This window comes from Delftia sp. PE138 (assembly GCF_018320755.1).
Taxonomy (GTDB): domain Bacteria; phylum Pseudomonadota; class Gammaproteobacteria; order Burkholderiales; family Burkholderiaceae_C; genus Comamonas; species Comamonas tsuruhatensis.
Genome location: NZ_JABEPN010000003.1, coordinates 360,876 through 379,500, shown reverse-complemented (window position 1 = coordinate 379,500; position 18,625 = coordinate 360,876). Strand labels below are relative to the sequence as shown.

The window sequence follows — 18,625 nt, the reverse complement described above, 5'->3', positions numbered from 1 at the left end:
CTGTAATCCCACCCGGCCCCCCGAGAGCCTTCGCCCAAGTGCCGTTCAGGTGCGGCTCAGGTGCTCGCCACCCGGCGGCGGCTGTCCACCGCGCGTCGCGCCAGGACCTGGCCGGCGGCCATGACCAGGGCCAGCGCCACCCCGGGCTGGCGGTTGCTGAGTTCGGCGAAGCGCATGGCCGTCAGGCACCACAGGCGCCCCGGCGCGGCAGCCTGCACGGTGGCGTGGCGCGCGCGGTGCGCAAAGAAGGCGCCCTCGCCCAGGATGGAGCCCGGACCGACGATGGCCAGGCGGATGCGCTCCTTGGCATCCTGGTAGTGCACGCTGAGGCTGCCGGACTCCACGAAGTACAGATTGCGGTCCAGCGAACCTTCGGCAAACAGCAGCTCGCCCGCGGCCAGAGTGACGGGCACCAGGTAAGGTGCCAGCAGATCCCACTGCTCCGAGGTCAGCGCGTTCTGCACACCGTCGACAGCCACGGCCGACGACATGGCCTGGGCCAAAGGCCGCAAATCATTGTGGGAGGAAGAAGACATGGCGGATCCGGTTCGAAGTGGGCCGCGTACCCGCTCCGGGACGGCACCCGGCGACAGGCAGCGGCAAGGGCCGCTGCGGCACGCCGCATGCTAAGCGACGGCAGCGGACACGCCAATGCCGGCGCGTGGGTTTTCGACGGCAAATTTTGTAGCAAAAGATAAATATTGCCGCCATCTCATCAGACGTGCTGAGCATGCCGCGCTCAGCCCGGATCCCCTCTGTCACTTGCCAATGCAAAAGCTCGAGAAGATCACACCCAGCAGGTCATCCGAGCTGAATTCCCCGGTGATGGAGTTCAGCGAGACCTGGGCCAGGCGCAGTTCCTCGGCCAGCAGGTCCAGATGGGCGGCCTGGGCCGCCAGCTGCAGCTCGGCCTCTTCCAGGTGCGCGGCCACGGCCTCCAGCGCCTCCACATGGCGTGCGCGCGCCAGGTACAGGCCTTCGGGAGCGGACTGCCATCCGGCCACATCCAGCAGGCGCCGGCGCAGCGCATCCAGGCCGTCGCCAGTGCGTGCCGACAGCGCCACGCTGCCTTCGCGCCCGCCATGCACCTGCAGCTGGGCCGGCTCGGCGCGATCGGTCTTGTTCCAGACATCGATCACGGGCACCTGGCCCGGCAGCTTCTGGGCCAGGGTTTCGGCGATGGCCGCGTCTGCGGCCAGATAGTCGTTGTCGCCCATGCGCGTGAGGTCGTGCAGGAAGAGCACGGCATCGGCCGCAGCGATCTCCTCCCAGGCGCGGGCGATGCCGATGCGCTCGACTTCGTCACTGCTCTCGCGCAGGCCGGCTGTGTCTATCACGTGCAGCGGCACGCCCTCGATCTGGATGGTCTGCTGCACCTTGTCGCGCGTGGTGCCGGCGATGGGCGTGACGATGGCCAGCTCGGCACCGGCCAGCGCATTGAGCAGCGAGCTCTTGCCCGCATTGGGCTGCCCTGCGATCACGACCTTGATGCCTTCGCGCAGCAGCGCACCCTGGTGGGCGCGCGACAGCACCTGGTCCAGCTTGCCGCGCAGCCGCGCGAGCTGGCCGCTGGCATCGGCCTTTTGCAGGAAGTCGATCTCTTCCTCGGGAAAGTCCAGCGTGGCCTCGACCAGCATGCGCAGGTGCACCAGCGCATCGCGCAGGCCATGAATCTCCTCGGAGAAGGCTCCCGACAGCGAGCGGCTCGCGCTGCGCGCGGCGGCCTCGGTGCTGGCGTCGATCAGGTCGGCAATGGCTTCGGCCTGGGCCAGATCGATCTTGTCGTTGAGAAAGGCACGTTCGGTGAATTCCCCAGGCTGGGCCAGGCGCAGGCCAGGCAGTACGCTGCGATGGCCTTCGAGAGGCTCTTGCGCCGCCTCCAGGCAGCGTGCCAGCAGCAGCTGCAGCACGACCGGGCCGCCGTGGGCCTGCAGCTCCAGCACGTCCTCGCCGGTGTAGCTGTGCGGCGCCGGGAAGAACAGGGCCAGGCCGTGGTCTATGGGTCCGCCTGCGGCATCGCGCAACGGCAGGTAGGTGGCCTCGCGCGGCTTGAGGTCGCGCCCGCACAGCACCCGCACCAGCGGCGCCACCCCCTTGCCGGAGACGCGCACGATGCCCACGGCGCCGCGCCCCGGAGCGGTGGCGATGGCGGCAATGGGGTCGTTGTGGCGGGGCAGCATGGATGGAGCTTTCTTGGGAAGGGATTTCAGGCCGCCGATGATAGGCCGCCCATGAAAAAAGCCCGCCGAAGCGGGCTTTGGAGCCAGGGCCTTCGCAGGCTTACTTGGCAGGCTTGGTCTTGCCGAAGTTGGGCAGATTGAACTGCGGCGGCACGCCCATGCGGGTGTTGATGATCCACTGCTGGGCAATGGACAGGATGTTGTTCGTCAGCCAGTACAGCACCAGGCCGGCCGGGAAGAAGAAGAACATCACGCTGAAGACCAGGGGCATGATCCACATCATCTTGGCCTGCATCGGATCCGGCGGAGCGGGGTTCAGCGCGGTCTGCAGCAGCGACGACAGGGTCATCAGCACGGGCAGGATGAACAGCGGGTCCTTGGCCGACAGGTCGGTGATCCAGCCGATCCAGGGGGCGTTGCGGATTTCCACGCTGGACAGCAGCACCCAGTACAGCGCGATGAACACCGGGATCTGGATGATGATGGGCAGGCAGCCGCCCATGGGGTTGACCTTTTCCTCGCGGTAGATGCGCATCATCTCCTGCTGCATCTGCTGGGGCTTGTCCTTGAGGCGCTCGCGCATTTCCATGATGCGCGGGTTGATGGCCTTCATCTTGGCCATCGAGGAGTAGGCCTTGGCATTGAGCCAGTAGAAGGCGATCTTCAGCAGCAGCACCAGGGCCACGATGGACCAGCCCCAGTTGCCCAGGAAACCGTGCAGCTTGTCCAGCAGCCAGTACAGCGGCTTGGCCAGGATGGTCAGCCAGCCATAGTCCTTGACCAGCTCCAGGCCGGGGGCCAGAGCCTCCAGGCGCTTTTCGATCTGGGGTCCGGCAAACAGGCGCGCTTCCACGCTCTTGCTCTGGCCGGGCTCGATGGTGCCCACGGGCGTGATCATGCCGACGGCGTAGAGGTTGCTGTCCACCTTGCGCAGGAAGTTCTCGCGCTGCACGCCTTCGGCCAGCAGCCAGGCGCTGGCGAAGTAATGCTGGACCATGGCCACGTAGCCGCCCGAGGACGACTTCTCGACGCTGGCCTTGCCGTTTTCGATGTCCTTGAACTCGACCTTCTGGTACTTCTTCTCGTCGGTGTAGACGGCCGGGCCCGTGAAGGTGGAGTACATGGTGGACTCTTCGCCTTCGGGCTTGTTGCCGTCGCGCACCAGCTGCAGGTACAGCTGCGGGTTCACGGCAGTCGTGCCGGTGTTCACCACTTCATGGCGCACGCCGATGTCGTAGGCACCGCGCTTGAGCGTCCAGATCTTGACCAGCTTCACGCCGCCCATGTCGGGCGACTCGAAGCGAAGCTCCATCTGGTCCTCGCCGTCCTTGAGCTCGCGTGCACCGGGCAGCGCGGTCATGGTCGTCTTGTGCGTGGGGAAACCGCCGCCGATCAGGCCCGACTGGCCCAGATACACACGGTGCACGCTCTCGTCGAACAGCACGACCGGCTTGTCCTTGTGGGCGGAATCGGCGTACTTGAGCAGCTCGGCATGGCGCAGCGTGCCGCCCTGGCTGTCGAAGGTCAGGCGCAGCACGTCGGTGCTGATGGTCACGTTCTGGCGCGGAGCAGCCTCGGGCGCGGCAGCGCCGCCAGGCACTTCGCCGGCACCGGCCGTTGCCGCAGTCGCTGCCGAGGGCACGCTGGCGTCGCCGGGCGCCTTGCCCGTTTCAGGTGCCGGGGCCGTGGCCACGGCCGGCGCGGGGAAGAAAGTGGCCTTCTTGCCGTTGTGCACTTGCCATTTGTCCCATAGCAAGACCAGCGAAAAGCCAAATATCACCCACAGGATGGTGCGGCGAATATCGTTCATGAAGACTTCTTAGGTGAGGAAGGTTGGGTGTTTTCGGGCGCAGCCGTCAGGCTGGTGAACAGCCTGGGCTTGTGCTCTGGCACAGGGTCATGCCCCCCGTCACACCACGGATGACAGCGCGCCAGTCGGCGCAGTGTCAGGTAGGAGCCTACCGCAGCGCCGTGTTGCTCCAGCGCTTCAAGGGAATAGGCAGAGCAGGTCGGCGTGAAGCGGCAGGCCGAGCCCAGCCAGGGACTGAGCATCAGCCGATAGCCACGCACCAGCGCCATCAGCAGCCGCTGCATCATGGCGTGGCTCCGGCAGGCTCGCCAGCGGCAGCGGCCGGCTCCTGCGCTGGCTGAGGCAACCCGGGTGCCGGCTGCGACAGGCGTTTCGCGGCATGGGCGAACAGCTGCTGCAGCTCGGCACGAACCGCCTGCTTGAGCACATCGGACGTGGCGCTCACGAACTGGCGCCGGTCAAAGCCCGAGCGCAATCGCACCACATGCGCGCCATGGAGCATCAAGGCCTCGTGCTCGCCGCCCACGGCGTAGATCTGCCGCTTGATGGTGTGGCGTGTCACCGATCGGCGCGCCCAGCGCTTGGGCACCATGGCACCCAGCCAGGCATCCCGGCGCACCGCGCCAACGCCGAACAGGGCCTGCGGATCTTGCAATCCGGGCCCTGTCGGTGGCGGCATGGCAGCGACCTGCTCCGTCAGAACGAGACGGTGCAGGGCGAAGTGCGCGGTACGCGAAATCGTACCGGCAGCCATGGCGGCCTGAAACTGCGGACGTGTTTTCAGCCGTTGCATTCCAGCACCCCTTTCAGGGGTTCAGTGCAGCGAGCAAACCGCCCAGCAATGGCTGGCCTTAGACGGCCAGACGCTTGCGGCCCTTGGCGCGGCGAGCGTTGATCACGGCGCGGCCGCCCTTGGTCTTCATGCGGACCAGAAAGCCGTGGGTGCGGGCGCGACGGGTCTTGGAGGGTTGGTAAGTACGTTTCATGTTGGTTCCTAGAGAAGGTTCAGTTTTGCACCGGTCCCGTATCCGGCACGCTACACGCAGTGCAGCCAGCAGCCGCCACAAAGGCAAACCGCCAGGCCACCTGCCAAAAATCTGCACGATGCACTTGCCATGTGCGGCCAGGAGCGCGAACCGGGAAGGTTTCGCCCAAGGCAACCAGCAGCAGCATGCAGACCCGATGCAGACGGGCGGGACATATCACCCTGAACACATTCAGGGAAACCCGCGATTATCACAGCGTTGCCCACTTGATGCAATGCCCTTCGAACCCGAAGGATGCCTGCCCATTTTGCGACAGGGCAGAGGACAAGCTCCTGATATTTTGTGGATAACTTCCGCAAAAGCTACAATGGCAGCCTCGCAACAGTTCCTCCTATCCACAACTAGACTTCGACAATGACAGAGGAACCTACGAACGATGCAGGCCAGGGCCTGTGGCAAGTCTGCGTTGAGCAACTGGGGCAGGAAATGCCTGAGCAGCAGTTCAACACCTGGATCAAGCCCCTGACCGCGCACGTCGCCGAAGACTTCTCCAAAGTCACCGTCTACGTGGCCAACCGCTTCAAGCTCGACTGGATCCGCGCCCAATATGCAGGCCGCATCTCGGCCATGCTGGAGTCGCTCTATGGCCAGCCGGTGACACTTGAGTTAGCGCTCGCTCAACGGGAAAGCGTTGTGCGTACTTATGTTCGCCCATCTTCCAGCGAGCGCTCGGCCCCACCGGAAACCATTGTCACCTCGGTGCCCACGGTCACTGGCGAAGACGCGGCAGCGCCGGTCTTCCGTACGCGCCTGAACGCCGCGCTGACCTTTGAAACCCTGGTGGAAGGCACGGCCAACCGCATGGCACGCTCGGCCGCCATGCATGTGGCGGGCTCGCCCGGCCACCTGTACAACCCGCTGTTCATCTACGGCGGCGTGGGCCTGGGCAAGACCCACCTGGTGCATGCCGTGGGCAACAAGCTGCTGGCCGACAAGCCCGACGCGAAAGTTCTCTACATCCACGCCGAGCAGTTCGTCTCGGATGTGGTCAAGGCCTACCAGCGCCGCACTTTTGACGAATTCAAGGAGCGCTACCACTCGCTGGATCTGCTGCTGATCGACGATGTGCAGTTCTTCGCCAACAAGGACCGCACGCAGGAGGAGTTCTTCAACGCCTTCGAGGCCCTGCTGGCCAAGAAGAGCCACATCGTGATGACCTCGGACACCTATCCCAAGGGTCTGGCCAACATCCACGAGCGGCTGGTCTCGCGCTTCGACTCCGGGCTGACGGTGGCCATCGAGCCGCCCGAGCTGGAGATGCGCGTGGCCATCCTGATCAACAAGGCCCGCGCCGAGAACGCCGAGATGCCCGAGGAAGTCGCCTTCTTCGTGGCCAAGAACGTGCGCTCCAACGTGCGCGAGCTCGAAGGCGCGCTGCGCAAGATCCTGGCCTATTCGCGCTTCAACCAGAAGGAAGTCTCCATCCAGCTGGCCCGCGAGGCCCTGCGTGATCTGCTGTCCATCCAGAACCGCCAGATCAGCGTGGAAAACATCCAGAAGACGGTGGCCGACTACTACAAGATCAAGGTGGCCGACATGTACAGCAAGAAGCGCCCGGCCAGCATTGCCCGGCCGCGCCAGATTGCCATGTACCTGGCCAAGGAATTGACCCAGAAGAGCCTGCCCGAGATCGGCGAGCTGTTCGGCGGACGCGACCACACCACCGTGCTGCACGCGGTGCGCAAGATCGCCGGCGAACGCCAGCAGCTGACCGAGCTGAACCAGCAGCTGCACGTGCTGGAGCAAACTCTCAAAGGTTGATGAAAACTCCCCCGTTCAGGCCCTGCGTACGCGGCAAAATGGGGGATTCGAGCGGCAAGAGGGGGCTCATGTGTGAGCCGCCGCTCCCACCGAGACCCGCATCCTTAAATCAGAGGTTGACATGATCGTCCTGAAAGCCACACAAGACAAAGTTCTCGCGGTCCTGCAATCGGTGTCCGGCATCGTCGAACGCCGCCACACGCTGCCCATCCTGGCCAACGTGCTGATCAAGAAGACCGGCAACGCATTGCAGCTGACCACCAGCGACCTGGAAATCCAGATCCGCACCACCGCCGAACTCGGCGGCGACACCGGCGACTTCACCACCACCGTGGGCGCGCGCAAGCTGATCGACATCCTCAAGACCATGCCCGGCGACCAGACCGTGAGCCTGGAGACCCAGCAGGCCAAGATGGTGCTCAAGGGCGGCAAGAGCCGCTTCACGCTGCAGACCCTGCCGGCCGAGGATTTCCCGCTGGTGCAGGAGGCTGCGGCCTTCGGCCCGTCGTTCAGCGTGCCTCAGAAGGTGCTCAAGGACCTGCTGGGCCAGGTCTCCTTCGCCATGGCCGTGCAGGACATCCGCTACTACCTCAACGGCATCCTGTTCGTGGCCGAGGGCAAGCAGCTGTCCCTGGTGGCCACCGACGGCCACCGCCTGGCCTTTGCAAGCAGCCAGCTGGACGTGGAAGTGCCCAAGCAGGAAGTGATCCTGCCGCGCAAGACCGTGCTGGAGCTGCAGCGCCTGCTGTCGGATGCCGGCGGCGAGAACCAGCCCCACATCGAGATGCAGTTCGCCAACAACCAGGCCAAGTTCACCTTTGGCGGCATGGAGTTCGTGACCAAGCTGGTCGAGGGCAAGTTCCCCGACTACAACCGCGTCATCCCGCGCAACCACACCAACAGCGTGACCCTGGGCCGCGCCCCGCTGCTGGCCAGCCTGCAGCGCACGGCCATCATGACCAGCGACAAGTTCAAGGGCGTGCGCCTGACGGTGGAACCCGGCACCTTGCGCGTGGCCTCCAACAACGCCGAGCAGGAAGAGGCCATGGACGAGCTGGACATCGACTACGGTGGCGACACCATCGAGATCGGCTTCAACGTCACCTACCTGATCGACGCCCTGTCCAACATGGGCCAGGACATGATCAGGATCGACCTGCAGGACGGCAACAGCTCGGCGCTGCTGACCATCCCCGAGAACGACAGCTTCAAGTACGTCGTGATGCCGATGCGCATCTGAGCGCGCGCCACACCTACCCGATGCCTGACACATTGCGCAGCCCCTGCACCCGCCGCCCGGTGGCACAAGCCGGTGCAAGGCGCGCAACCACCCTATCCGACTCGTAGCCCGCAGCGCGCGTCCCTACGCACCGCGCCAGCGGCCGAATCGAACATTTTCAAGCGAAGCGACAGCTTCCGACGGAACTACCCCAGGGCCTTCCATGACCGACGAGAACAAGCCAGAAAACCAGACCATTGCCCCCGAAGGCTCAGACTCCAGCGGCTATGGCGAAGGCGCGATCCAGATCCTCGAAGGCCTGGAGGCCGTGCGCAAGCGCCCCGGCATGTACATCGGCGACACCTCCGATGGCACGGGCCTGCACCACCTGGTCTTCGAAGTGGTGGACAACTCCATCGACGAAGCCCTGGCCGGCTACTGCGACGACATCCTGGTCACCATCCATGCCGATGGCTCCCTGTCCGTCATCGACAACGGCCGCGGCATCCCCACGCGCGTGAAGATGGACGACAAGCACGAGCCCAAGCGCTCGGCGGCCGAAATCGCCCTCACCGAACTGCACGCGGGCGGCAAGTTCAACCAGAACAGCTACAAGGTCTCGGGCGGCCTGCACGGCGTGGGCGTGTCCTGCGTGAACGCACTGTCCATCTGGCTCAAGCTCAGCGTGCGCCGCGACGGCGAAGTCTACGAGATCGACTTCTCGCGCGGCCAGGTGCAGAACCGCCCCATCGAGATCGTGGACGGCGTCGAGGTCTCGCCCATGCGCGTAGTCGGCAAGAGCGACAAGCGCGGCACCAAGGTCCACTTCCTGCCCGACACGGAAATCTTCACGCAGAACCATGAGTTCCGCTACGAGATCCTGGCCAAGCGCCTGCGCGAACTGTCCTTCCTGAACAACGGCGTGCGCATCCGCCTCAAGGACGAGCGCGACGGCCGCGAGGATGACTTCTCCGGCGCCGGCGGCGTCATGGGCTTCGTGCAGTTCATCAACGCCAACAAGAAGGTGCTGCACCCCACCGCCTTCCACGCCAACGGCACGCGTCCTGCGGAAAGCTACGGCGGCATCCCCGGCACCGAGATCGGCGTCGAAGTCGCCATGCAGTGGAACGACAGCTATGCCGAGCAGGTGCTGTGCTTCACCAACAACATCCCGCAGCGCGACGGCGGCACCCACCTGACGGGCCTGCGCGCCGCCATGACGCGCGTGATCGGCAAGTACATCGAGCAGAACGAGCTGGCCAAGAAGGCCAAGGTCGAGGTCAGCGGCGACGACATGCGCGAAGGCCTGTGCTGCGTGCTGTCCGTGAAGGTGCCCGAGCCCAAGTTCAGCAGCCAGACCAAGGACAAGCTGGTCTCCAGCGAAGTGCGCGCGCCCGTGGAGGACATCGTCGCCAAGGCGCTGACCGACTACCTGGAAGAAAAGCCCAACGACGCCAAGATCCTGTGCAGCAAGATCGTCGATGCCGCGCGTGCCCGCGAGGCCGCGCGCAAGGCCCGCGAGATGACGCGCCGCAAGGGCGTGCTCGACGGCATGGGCCTGCCCGGCAAGCTGGCCGACTGCCAGGAAAAGGACCCGGCGCTGTGCGAGATCTACATCGTCGAGGGTGACTCCGCCGGCGGCTCCGCCAAGCAAGGTCGCGACCGCAAGTTCCAGGCCATCCTGCCGCTGCGCGGCAAGATCCTGAACGTGGAAAAGGCCCGCTACGAGAAGCTGCTGTCCAGCAACGAAATCGTCACCCTGATCACGGCCCTGGGCACCGGCATCGGCAAGGCCACGGCCGAATCGGGCAAGAGCGGCAGCGACGACTTCGACCCCAACAAGCTGCGCTACCACCGCATCATCATCATGACCGACGCGGACGTGGACGGCGCCCACATCCGCACCCTGCTGCTGACCTTCTTCTACCGCCAGATGCCGGACCTGGTCGAGCGCGGCCACATCTACATCGCCCAGCCGCCGCTGTACAAGGTCAAGAACGGCAAGGAAGAGCTGTACATCAAGGACGGCCCCGCGCTCAACCAGTACCTGCTGCGCATCGCGCTGATGAACGCCAGCGTCAGCACCGGCGGCGCCAACCCGCGCACGCTGGACGGCGAGGAACTGGCCAAGCTGGCCAACATGCACCTGGCTGCCGAGACCGTCATCGACCGCCTGTCCAACTTCATGGATGCCGAGGCCCTGCGCGCCATCGCCGACGGCGTGCAGATCACGCTGGACAGCATCGAGGCGGCACAGGCCTGCGCCCCCATTCTGGAGGCCAAGCTGCGCGAGTTGACCACCACGGGCGTGCCCGCCGAGGTCACGGCCGAAATCGACCCGGTCTCCGAAAAGCCCGTGCTGCGCATCAGCCGCCACCACCACGGCAACATCAAGAGCTCCATCCTCACCCAGGAGTTCGTGCGCAGCCACGACTACGCCGCACTGGCCGACGAAGCCCAGAACTTCAACGGCCTGCTGGGCGAAGGCGCCAAGGTCATGCGCGGCGAAGGCGAGAAGGCCAAGAGCGACAAGGCCACCGACTTCCGCCAGGCCATGCAATGGCTGCTGCACGAGGCCGAACGCACCACGGCCCGCCAGCGCTACAAGGGCCTGGGCGAAATGAACCCCGAGCAGCTGTGGGAGACCACCATGGACCCCACCGTGCGCAGCCTGCTGCAGGTGCAGATCGGCGACGCCATCGAGGCCGACCGCGTGTTCACCATGCTCATGGGCGACGAGGTGGAGCCGCGCCGGGACTTCATCGAGACGAATGCGTTGCGGGCGGGGAATATCGACGTGTGATCCAGCCGAACGGCACACTGCAAAAAGCGCTCTGCAAGGAGCGCTTTTTTCATGGCCGGACCTTGGCGCCCCTGGTCATGTTCACCGCCCACCAAACTCCTCCCACAGCGCCTGCGTATGCTCGCCCAGCGCGGGCACGGCGCCCATGGCGGCTTCGGCATCCGACAGCGTGGCCGGGGGCAGCAGGGCCTGGATGCTGCCGGTGGGCGTGGCCACCTCGCGCCAGCGTTCACGCGCCTGCAGCTGGGGATGGTCCCAGACCGCGTGCATGTCGTTGAGCGGCGCGTTGGCGATGCCGCCTGCATCCAGGCGCTGCATGGCCTGTTCGCGGCTCAGGGGGGCCAGCACGGAGGCGATCACCGCGTCGAGTTCCTTGCGGTGCGCCACGCGCTGCAGGTTGGTGGCAAAGCGCGCGTCCTGCGCCAGCGCGGGCTGCTGCAGCACATGGGCGCAGAAGCTGTGCCATTCGCGGTCGTTCTGCAGGCCGAAGATCAGGCTCTGGCCGTCACCGGCCGTGTACTGGCCATAGGGCGCGATGGAAGGATGGGTCAGCCCGCTGCGCGCGGGCGCCGCGCCGCCGTAATGGGCGAAGTTCAGCGGGTAGGACATCCATTCGGCCAGCGCCTCCAGCATGGACACCTCCACGCGCAGGCCTCGGCCGGTGCGGGCGCGCTGCAGCAGGGCGGACAAAATGCCCGAGTAGGCATACATGCCGGCCGCGATGTCGGCGATGGAAATGCCCACGCGTGCGGGCTGATCAGGCGTGCCCGTGACCGAGATCAGGCCGGCTGCCGCCTGGATCAGCAGGTCGTAGGCCTTTTTGTCGCTGAGCGGGCCGCCTTCGCCATAGCCCGATATATCGCAGACGATGAGACGCGGATATTTCTCATGCAGGCTGTCGAAATCCATGCCCATTCTCTGCATGGCACCCGGGGCCAGGTTCTGGATCAGGATATCGGCGTTTTTCAGTATTTTCCCGACGATATGCTGCCCTTCGGCGGTCTTGATATCTGCAGCCAGGCTTTGCTTTCCCCGATTGGCCCAGACAAAAAAGGATGATTCACCATGGACCTTGTCGTCATAGCCCCGCGCAAAATCCCCATCGGGCAATCGCTCCAGCTTGATGACCCTGGCGCCCAGGTCCGCCAGCTGCCGGCTGGCAAAAGGCCCTGCCACGGCGTGTTCCATGGCCAATACCGTCAAACCATCCAATGGGCGTGTCTGCATTTTCTTGAACGAGGCGAATATTCGATTCGCCGCATTCTAGAAGTGCGACCATCACCCAGCCAGTCGGCATTTTCTAAGCGGAATTTCAAATCTTCTAAGACAGGGATTCCTGCACGGCGCCTTCCTCGGGCAAAGGCTGGGCCGCCACATAGGCCACGAAATCGCGGGCATAGGCGGGCAGGGTTTCGGGTTCGCGCGTGACCACCTTCTGCTCGCGCTGCGCCCAGGCCTCGTCCAGGCCCACGGCAGCCAGCCTGCGCGCCTGCAGCGCCGGCCGGGCAATGGAGCGCGGCACCAGCGCAATGCCCACGCCTTCCTGCACGCACTGCAGCACGGCCTCGAATGTTGGTGTGTGCACACGTACTCTGGGATTCATGCCCAGCCTGGATGCCATGCCTTGGAGGTAGAGAAAGTTGCTGGTCTTGCGGCCGATCGAGACCAGGTCGTAGGTCAGCGCAGTTTCCAGCGGCACCCTGCTGCTGGCGGCCAAGGGGTGGCCAGCGGGCACCACGAACACCAGTTCATCGCGGCCATAGGTGATGGCGTGCAGGCCATGCAGATCGATCTGGCCGGCCACCAGGCCCACGTCGGCACTGCCGTCGAGCACGGCGCGCACCGTGTCTTCGCTCAGGCGCTCCTCCAGGTCCACATTGACGTTCGGATAATGGGCCAGATAGCGGCTGAGCACGGGCGCGATTCCCGTCAGCGTGCTGCTGTTGGCAAATACGCGGATATGGCCTGATATTCCGTTGATGTGTCTTTGCATTTCTCCGTGCAGGCGGTCCACGCTGCCGAAAATGGAATCGGCGTATTTCTTGACCGTCATTCCCGCCGGGGTCAGCACCATGCCTTTGGACGTTCTTTCAAACAGCGATGCGCCCATGGCCTGCTCCAGATTCTTGAGCCGGTAGCTGGCCGATGGCGCCGTCAAATGCATTTCAGCCGCGCCTGCGCTGAGGCTTTTGGCCTGGGCAATCGCAAGGAAAACCCTGAGATCCGTCAATTCATATCGCATCCGTTGCATGCCCGCCTTGGGCATTTCCTTGGTGTTAGACGGTTTCTAACCGCCCTATCAATGATTCGACTGGCCGCATTGGCAGCGCATTTCTATAGTCGGCGCCAGGAGACAACGGAGAAAATTATGGACTTCAAGACGGCAAGACGCCAAACCCTTCTCACCGCCCTGCTTCTGGCCGCCGGCGCGGCCGCAGCGCAGGACTATCCGGCGCGCCCCATCAAGCTGGTGATTCCCTACGCGGCAGGCGGCCCCACCGACACCTTCGGCCGCGCCATGGCCGATGTCTGGAGCCAGAAGCTGGGCACGCCCGTGGTGATCGAGAACCGCACGGGTGCCGGCACCCTGGTGGGCACGGAGGCGGTTGCCAAGGCAGCCCCTGACGGCTACACCCTGCTGCTGACCACGGTGGCGCATGCCGTCAATCCCTACATCCACGACAAGCTGGGCTACCGCACGGAGGAAGACTTCGCGCCCGTGGGACTGCTCGCCAGGGCGCCGCTGGTGCTGGTGGTGGACAAGCGGCTGCCCGTGCAGAGCCTGCCGGATTTCCTGGCCTATCTGCGGGCGCGGCCCGGCCAGGTCAGCTATGCATCGGCGGGCGTGGGCAGCGCTCCGCACCTGGGCGCGGAGCTGCTGAACCTGATGGCGGGCACCCGGGCCCAGCATGTGCCCTACCGGGGCAGTGCGCCAGCCATACAGGACCTCATCGGCGGGCACCTGGCCTTCATGCTGGACAGCGCGCCCACAGGCCTGGCCCAGGTCAAGGCGGGCACGGTGCGCCTGCTGGCCACCACCATGGCCCAGCGCCTGCCGCAGACGCCCGACACGCCTGCCATTGCCGAGCAGGTGCCCGGCTACGAGGCCTATACCTGGAACGCCGTGTTCGCCCCCGCAGGCACGCCGCCAGCGCTGATTGCCCGCCTGCAGTCCAGCCTGCAGGCCACGGTGGACGATGCCGGGCTGCAGAAAAAGGCCTACGACATGGGCCTGGTGCTGGAAAAGCAGCCGCGCCCCCAGGCGCTGGCCGCCTTCCTCAAGCAGGAGCTGGACAAATGGGGCAAGGTCGCCCGGGCCGCCCACATGAGCGCGAACTGAGGAGAGTCGCCATGCCACGCCACCCATCCCTGTGCGCCCAGCGCTACTTTGAAGACTTCGCGCTGGGCGAGGTCTTCGCCCTGCCATCGCGCACCATGACCGACGCCCTGTTCGCCGCCTTCCAGCTGGCCAGCGGCGACAACCATCCCGTGCACTACGACGTGGAGTACTGCCGCGCGCGCGGCATGCCCCATATGCTGGCCCACGGCTACCAGGTGGCCATACAGACGGCGGCAGGCGCCGGCCTGTTCCCGCACATGGTCGAGGAATCGCTCAAGGGCTTTCTGGAGCAGGGCAGCCGCTTCCTGGCCCCCGTTTATGTGGGCGACACGCTGTACTGCACGCTGACGGTGTCCGAGCTCAAGCCCGGCAACACCACGGGCGTGCTGACCCTGGCCACCGAGGTGCTGAACCAGCGCGCCGAGCGGGTGTCCGACGGGTTTCAGAAATACCTGTTGAGGAAGCGGCCGGCCTGAGGGCCAGGGGATGGATGCAGGGGCGGCGTCCCCCAAAGACCCGCCCCGTCGCTTGGCTACGCCGGCGCGGCAACCGCCGCCGGGCTTTCTGGCGAAAAATAGCGGCCCTGCACACGCCCATCGCCCACCATGAGATCCCCCATCAGCATCGTCGACGTCGACCGCCTCGACTCCTGGAGCAAATACAAGCCCGGCATGTGCGACAGCTGTGCGGCCAACTGCTGCACCATGCCGCTGGAGGTGCAGCTGCCCGATCTGGTACGGCTGGAGCTGGTGGATCCGTTCGAGGTGGACAACGTGGAGCCCAAGCTCATCGCCAAGCGGCTGATGAAGATGCGCTTGATCGACCACTACAACCCCAAGCACAACATCTTCACCATGGCGCGGCGCGCCAGCGGGGACTGCAATTTTCTGGATGCCAAGTCGCGGCGCTGCACGGTCTACGACAAGCGGCCCGAAACCTGTCGCCTGCACCCCAAGAAGGGGCCCAAGCCCGGCTTTTGCGCCTACGGTCACAAGGACCGCTGAAACGGCTTCAGGCCGTGGGCAACCCGGGCAGCCAGATCCTCGCCTGCAGGCCCGGATGCATGTTCTCGAAGCCTAGCTTGCCGCCATGCAGCTGCACGATGGCCAGCACGCTGGCCAGGCCCAGGCCATAGCCTTCGCGGTCCGATTCGGCGCGGTAAAAGCGGGTGCTCATCTTCTCGCGCGTCTGCGCGTCCACGCCGGGGCCGCGGTCCTGCACGATGATTTCCACGCCCCAGGCGCCGCCTTCCATGCCGTGCTCGTGGGCCACGCCCGCGCGCAGCAGCATGTCGGCGCCGTGGTCGCTGTCGGGCAGTGATCCGTACTTGATGGCGTTGTCCACGAGGTTGGCCACGGCGCTGGCCAGCAGGTCGCCGTCGCCCAGCGCCATGGGCGTGCCCTCGACCTCCAGGCGCAGCACGCCGCCCGCGTCCTCGACCAGCGGTTCGTAGAACTCCACCACGTCGACCAGCAGGGCACGCAGGTCCACGGGCGCGAAGTTCTTGCGGCTGGCGCCGCTTTCCACTTCGGCAATCTGCAGCAGCTTGTCGAAGACCACGCCCAGCTCGGCCACTTCCTGGGCCACCAGCGCCAGCGTCTCGTTCTTTTCCTCGGGCGTGGCCTGCTGGGCATTGCGCAGGCGCAGCAGGATGCGCGTCAGCGGCGTGCGCAGGTTGTGGGCGATGGTGTTGGAGACATGGCGTATGCCGTCCATCAGCAGTTCCAGCCGGTCCAGCATGGTGTTGATGTCGCGGTTGAGCAGCGTGAACTCATCGTCGCGGCGCGTGACCGGAATGCGCTGGCGCAGGTCGCCCGTGGCCACGCGCGCCATGGTGCTGCGGATGTCGGCGGCACGCTCTTCCACCACGCGCCGGAAGGCCCCGGCGCCCAGCACGGCCATGCCCAGGGCCACCAAGCCGGCCAGCAGGCTGGCGCGGCCGAACAGTTCCTCCACATCGCTTTGCACCTGCATGTCGCTGCCCACGGCCAGCAGCTTGCCGTCGGACAGCTGGGCCACGGCCACGCGGCCCGCGATGATGCGGCCGTTGCGCCGCACCTTGAGATCGCGCACGCCCATCTCCGTCAGGCGGCGTGCGGGCACCACGTCGGCGTTGCCGATGATGGGATTGCCGTCGCCATCCATGAGGATGAGGATTTCGGTATCGGTGTTGACGCCGTCCAGCAGGGTCTGCTGGATCTCGGCCTCCAGCGCGGGCTCGCCGTACTTGTCGCGGTGCTCGACCAGGCGGCGCATGTGGTTCTCGGCCTGCCGGTCCATGCGCATGCGCAGCACGCCCACGGTCTGCACGTAGAACACCGACAGCACGATGGACATGGTCAGCACCAGCAGCACGCCGTAGGTCAGCGCCAGCCGGAAGGCCGTGGAGCTCCAGGGCTTGGCCAGCGACATGGGATCAGGCCACCTGCGGCAGGTCCTGCGGCCGGTCCGACAGGCTGTAGCCCACGCCGCGCACGGTGTGGATCAGCGCAGGCTCGAAGCCCTTGTCCACCTTGCCGCGCAGGCGGCTGATGTGCACGTCGATGACATTGGTCTGCGGGTCGAACCGGTAGTCCCACACCGACTCCAGCAGCATGGTGCGCGTGACGATCTGGTGCGCGTGCTGCATCAGAAAGGCCAGCAGGCGGAACTCGCGCGGCTGCAGCGCCAGCGGCTGGCCCGCGCGCTCGGCGCTGCGCGTGAGCAGATTCAGCCGCAGGTCGGCCAGGCGCATCTCGCGCGCGGGGGCCGGGATCTGGGCGCGGCGCACCAGGGCCTCCAGGCGCGCCGAGAGTTCGGAGAAGGCAAAGGGCTTGGTCAGGTAGTCGTCGCAGCCGGCCTTGAGGCCGCGCACGCGCTCGTCCGTGGCCGACAGGGCGCTGAGCACCAGCACCGGCGTCTGCTTGCCCATGGAGCGCAGCGTCTGCAGGATCTGCAGGCCGTCGAAGCCGTTGGGCAGCATGCGGTCGAGGATGATCACATCCCAGCTCTCGCCCACGGCCATGGCGATGCCCTGCACACCATCGCTGCACACCGCCACCTGCGCGCCCTGCTGGCGCAGGCCTTCGGCGATGTAGCGCGCGTTCAGCGCGTCGTCTTCGATGATGAGATAGCGGTACATGCGGGCGGCAGGGCCTGACTCGAAACTGAGGCAGACACTATACGGCGCGCCAGACTCCGCCGAGATCGGTGGGGGTGCCGGCATGTTGACCACCTCTTTCCAGCTAGGGGCAGGGCCGCGCGGCATCCCAGAGCACCGCGCCGCATGAAACCGTCAGGGCGCTGCCCACATCGGCAGATCGCCGCTGGCCACGCGCACCTGCCACTCGGCCAGCATCATTTCCTTGACCAGGTCCAGGTGCTCCAGGCGGTGCTCGTTGATCGATCCCAGCGAATCGATCAGCTCCAGGATGGAGCCCTGGCCCAGCTTGTAGGCATCCTGGGCCATCTGGTTGAGCGGCGCGATCTGCGCCAGGCCCTGCTTTTCGTAGGCGCGCACGGCATCGCGGCGCAGCTTCAGTTGCCTGATGGCGCGCTGCAGCTCGGTACGCGCCTCGATCAGCGCGGCGTCGTAGCGCAGTTGGGCCTGCTCGGCCTCCACCTGGGCACGCGCGATGGGGCCTTCGCGGCGATCGAACAGCGGCAGCTCCACCGACACGCCGATCTGGTTGTAGTTGCCGTCCAGCCGGTTGCGCACCCGCGCCACGCTGATGCTGGGCGTGGGCAGGGCTTCGCGGCGTTCCAGCTCGACCTTGTGGCGCAGCTGGTCCAGCTCGGCCTGGGCGGCCACCAGGGCCGGCAGGCGCAGGCGCGCGGCCTCCCAAAGTTCCTGCTCGTGCAGCAGCTGGGCCACGGGAACGGCCTGCAGGCTGCCCGTGGCGCGCGGTGCCCACTGGGGCAGGGCGGCCAGGGCGGCGGCGTGCGAGGCGGCGTCCTGCCAGTCCGACTGGGCCTGGCTGACCTGCATGGCCATCTGGGCCTGCTGCAGGCTCAGGCGCGCGCCGTCATAGCGGCTGCGCGCACCGGCCTCGATCTGTCCGCGCACGATATTGCCCGCGCTGTTCAGGGCCTCCTGCGCCTCTTGCCAGACCTTCAGGCGCTGCTGCGTCATCAGCAGATCAATGAAGGCCGTGGCTGCATCGTTGAGCGTGGTGGCCACGGCCACCTCGACATTGGCGCGCGCCGCCGTCTCGCCCTTGCGCGCGTTCTCCATGCGCAGGCGCCGCTGGCCGAAAATGGGCAGCGGCTGCTCTATGCCCCACTGCTTCTCGCCCGGCTTGCTGCTGTACGACGCCGAAGGATTGGGAAACGCCGCCGCCGTGCGGCTGTCCGCCTGCGCAATCCCGATCTGCAGCCGCTGCGCAGCCAGCTGGGGCTGGTTGCGCACCACCATCTGCAGATACTCCTGCATCCCCACCGGCTGCTGCGGCGCAGCCGCCGGAGCCACCTCGGAGGCAGGCGCCGCA

Annotated in this window: 17 protein-coding genes; 6 read left to right on the top strand and 11 right to left on the bottom strand. The window is 66.0% G+C overall.

The genetic code is table 11. The features are described 5' to 3' along the window. Positions 1-56: 56 nt before the first annotated feature. The 6 genes from HFGMBDPB_RS14040 to rpmH form a co-directional block, all read right to left on the bottom strand. Positions 57-536, bottom strand: a complete 480-nt coding sequence (locus tag HFGMBDPB_RS14040; RefSeq protein ID WP_016447254.1) for a Crp/Fnr family transcriptional regulator — start codon at positions 534-536, stop codon at positions 57-59. Between the two features lie 222 nt (positions 537-758). After that, the gene (gene mnmE / locus HFGMBDPB_RS14035) at positions 759-2,180 is read right to left on the bottom strand and encodes a tRNA uridine-5-carboxymethylaminomethyl(34) synthesis GTPase MnmE (RefSeq protein ID WP_212645611.1); all 1,422 of its coding nucleotides are present in this window, start codon (positions 2,178-2,180) and stop codon (positions 759-761) included. A gap of 100 nt (positions 2,181-2,280) precedes the next feature. Further along, positions 2,281-3,990 carry a membrane protein insertase YidC gene (gene yidC, locus HFGMBDPB_RS14030; protein WP_016447256.1) on the bottom strand — a complete coding sequence of 570 codons (1,710 nt, stop codon included), beginning with the start codon at positions 3,988-3,990 and terminating at the stop codon, positions 2,281-2,283. Continuing rightward, the gene (gene yidD / locus HFGMBDPB_RS14025) at positions 3,987-4,277 is read right to left on the bottom strand and encodes a membrane protein insertion efficiency factor YidD (protein WP_016447257.1); all 291 of its coding nucleotides are present in this window, start codon (positions 4,275-4,277) and stop codon (positions 3,987-3,989) included. The genes yidC and yidD overlap by 4 nt, the downstream gene beginning before the upstream one ends. After that, positions 4,274-4,783: a ribonuclease P protein component gene (locus tag HFGMBDPB_RS14020; RefSeq protein ID WP_212645610.1), complete on the bottom strand. Its 510-nt coding sequence runs from the start codon at positions 4,781-4,783 to the stop codon at positions 4,274-4,276. Before HFGMBDPB_RS14020 ends, yidD begins: the two co-directional genes overlap by 4 nt. A 58-nt stretch (positions 4,784-4,841) precedes the next feature. Continuing rightward, entirely contained in the window at positions 4,842-4,976 is a 135-nt protein-coding gene (gene rpmH / locus HFGMBDPB_RS14015; RefSeq protein WP_012207856.1) for a 50S ribosomal protein L34, read from the bottom strand. Between the two features lie 414 nt (positions 4,977-5,390). Here rpmH and dnaA point away from each other — a divergent pair, with 414 nt between their 5' ends. The 3 genes from dnaA (at position 5,391) to gyrB (ending at position 10,819) form a co-directional block, all read left to right on the top strand. Next, positions 5,391-6,797: a chromosomal replication initiator protein DnaA gene (gene dnaA / locus HFGMBDPB_RS14010; protein ID WP_016447259.1), complete on the top strand. Its 1,407-nt coding sequence runs from the start codon at positions 5,391-5,393 to the stop codon at positions 6,795-6,797. A gap of 121 nt (positions 6,798-6,918) precedes the next feature. After that, positions 6,919-8,037: a DNA polymerase III subunit beta gene (dnaN, locus tag HFGMBDPB_RS14005; protein WP_016447260.1), complete on the top strand. Its 1,119-nt coding sequence runs from the start codon at positions 6,919-6,921 to the stop codon at positions 8,035-8,037. Positions 8,038-8,239: 202 nt separating this feature from the next. Beyond that, positions 8,240-10,819, top strand: coding sequence for a DNA topoisomerase (ATP-hydrolyzing) subunit B (gene gyrB, locus HFGMBDPB_RS14000; protein WP_034365451.1), 2,580 nt, complete (start codon positions 8,240-8,242; stop codon positions 10,817-10,819). Positions 10,820-10,900: 81 nt separating this feature from the next. Here the strand turns inward: gyrB and HFGMBDPB_RS13995 are convergent, their stop codons facing one another. Both HFGMBDPB_RS13995 and HFGMBDPB_RS13990 read right to left on the bottom strand, forming a co-directional pair. Then, positions 10,901-12,046, bottom strand: coding sequence for a CaiB/BaiF CoA transferase family protein (locus HFGMBDPB_RS13995; RefSeq protein ID WP_212645609.1), 1,146 nt, complete (start codon positions 12,044-12,046; stop codon positions 10,901-10,903). Positions 12,047-12,140: 94 nt separating this feature from the next. Next, positions 12,141-13,061 carry a LysR family transcriptional regulator gene (locus HFGMBDPB_RS13990; protein ID WP_203400972.1) on the bottom strand — a complete coding sequence of 307 codons (921 nt, stop codon included), beginning with the start codon at positions 13,059-13,061 and terminating at the stop codon, positions 12,141-12,143. 126 nt (positions 13,062-13,187) lie between these two features. On the opposite strand from HFGMBDPB_RS13990, the gene HFGMBDPB_RS13985 reads away from it, so the two are divergent. From HFGMBDPB_RS13985 to HFGMBDPB_RS13975, 3 genes are all read left to right on the top strand, one after another. Further along, on the top strand, positions 13,188-14,159 hold the full coding sequence (locus tag HFGMBDPB_RS13985; RefSeq protein WP_016454189.1) for a tripartite tricarboxylate transporter substrate binding protein: 972 nt from the start codon (positions 13,188-13,190) through the stop codon (positions 14,157-14,159). Positions 14,160-14,170: 11 nt separating this feature from the next. Then, positions 14,171-14,635 (top strand): MaoC family dehydratase, encoded by a 465-nt coding sequence (locus HFGMBDPB_RS13980; protein ID WP_034365445.1) that lies wholly within the window; start codon positions 14,171-14,173, stop codon positions 14,633-14,635. 129 nt (positions 14,636-14,764) lie between these two features. Continuing rightward, positions 14,765-15,163: a YkgJ family cysteine cluster protein gene (locus HFGMBDPB_RS13975; protein WP_013799932.1), complete on the top strand. Its 399-nt coding sequence runs from the start codon at positions 14,765-14,767 to the stop codon at positions 15,161-15,163. Between the two features lie 7 nt (positions 15,164-15,170). Here HFGMBDPB_RS13975 and HFGMBDPB_RS13970 read toward each other — a convergent pair whose 3' ends face one another. The 3 genes from HFGMBDPB_RS13970 to HFGMBDPB_RS13960 all read right to left on the bottom strand — a co-directional run bounded on the left by HFGMBDPB_RS13970 (position 15,171) and on the right by HFGMBDPB_RS13960 (position 18,570). After that, the gene (locus HFGMBDPB_RS13970) at positions 15,171-16,571 is read right to left on the bottom strand and encodes a sensor histidine kinase (protein WP_034365441.1); all 1,401 of its coding nucleotides are present in this window, start codon (positions 16,569-16,571) and stop codon (positions 15,171-15,173) included. Positions 16,572-16,575: 4 nt separating this feature from the next. Next, complete coding sequence (locus tag HFGMBDPB_RS13965) at positions 16,576-17,280, bottom strand: response regulator transcription factor (protein ID WP_017407046.1); 705 nt, start codon at positions 17,278-17,280, stop codon at positions 16,576-16,578. Positions 17,281-17,433: 153 nt separating this feature from the next. Further along, positions 17,434-18,570 (bottom strand): TolC family protein, encoded by a 1,137-nt coding sequence (locus tag HFGMBDPB_RS13960; protein WP_223275166.1) that lies wholly within the window; start codon positions 18,568-18,570, stop codon positions 17,434-17,436. Between the last annotated feature and the right edge of the window lie 55 nt (positions 18,571-18,625).

What these genes read in the sequence shown, in the direction of transcription:
- HFGMBDPB_RS14040 (WP_016447254.1), bottom strand. Translation starts at nt 536, where the DNA reads ATGTCTTCTTCCTCCCACAATGATTTGCGGCCTTTGGCCCAGGCCATG.
- mnmE (WP_212645611.1), bottom strand. Translation starts at nt 2,180, where the DNA reads ATGCTGCCCCGCCACAACGACCCCATTGCCGCCATCGCCACCGCTCCG.
- yidC (WP_016447256.1), bottom strand. Translation starts at nt 3,990, where the DNA reads ATGAACGATATTCGCCGCACCATCCTGTGGGTGATATTTGGCTTTTCG.
- yidD (WP_016447257.1), bottom strand. Translation starts at nt 4,277, where the DNA reads ATGATGCAGCGGCTGCTGATGGCGCTGGTGCGTGGCTATCGGCTGATG.
- HFGMBDPB_RS14020 (WP_212645610.1), bottom strand. Translation starts at nt 4,783, where the DNA reads ATGCAACGGCTGAAAACACGTCCGCAGTTTCAGGCCGCCATGGCTGCC.
- rpmH (WP_012207856.1), bottom strand. Translation starts at nt 4,976, where the DNA reads ATGAAACGTACTTACCAACCCTCCAAGACCCGTCGCGCCCGCACCCAC.
- dnaA (WP_016447259.1), top strand. Translation starts at nt 5,391, where the DNA reads ATGACAGAGGAACCTACGAACGATGCAGGCCAGGGCCTGTGGCAAGTC.
- dnaN (WP_016447260.1), top strand. Translation starts at nt 6,919, where the DNA reads ATGATCGTCCTGAAAGCCACACAAGACAAAGTTCTCGCGGTCCTGCAA.
- gyrB (WP_034365451.1), top strand. Translation starts at nt 8,240, where the DNA reads ATGACCGACGAGAACAAGCCAGAAAACCAGACCATTGCCCCCGAAGGC.
- HFGMBDPB_RS13995 (WP_212645609.1), bottom strand. Translation starts at nt 12,046, where the DNA reads ATGCAGACACGCCCATTGGATGGTTTGACGGTATTGGCCATGGAACAC.
- HFGMBDPB_RS13990 (WP_203400972.1), bottom strand. Translation starts at nt 13,061, where the DNA reads ATGCGATATGAATTGACGGATCTCAGGGTTTTCCTTGCGATTGCCCAG.
- HFGMBDPB_RS13985 (WP_016454189.1), top strand. Translation starts at nt 13,188, where the DNA reads ATGGACTTCAAGACGGCAAGACGCCAAACCCTTCTCACCGCCCTGCTT.
- HFGMBDPB_RS13980 (WP_034365445.1), top strand. Translation starts at nt 14,171, where the DNA reads ATGCCACGCCACCCATCCCTGTGCGCCCAGCGCTACTTTGAAGACTTC.
- HFGMBDPB_RS13975 (WP_013799932.1), top strand. Translation starts at nt 14,765, where the DNA reads ATGAGATCCCCCATCAGCATCGTCGACGTCGACCGCCTCGACTCCTGG.
- HFGMBDPB_RS13970 (WP_034365441.1), bottom strand. Translation starts at nt 16,571, where the DNA reads ATGTCGCTGGCCAAGCCCTGGAGCTCCACGGCCTTCCGGCTGGCGCTG.
- HFGMBDPB_RS13965 (WP_017407046.1), bottom strand. Translation starts at nt 17,280, where the DNA reads ATGTACCGCTATCTCATCATCGAAGACGACGCGCTGAACGCGCGCTAC.
- HFGMBDPB_RS13960 (WP_223275166.1), bottom strand. Translation starts at nt 18,570, where the DNA reads ATGCAGGAGTATCTGCAGATGGTGGTGCGCAACCAGCCCCAGCTGGCT.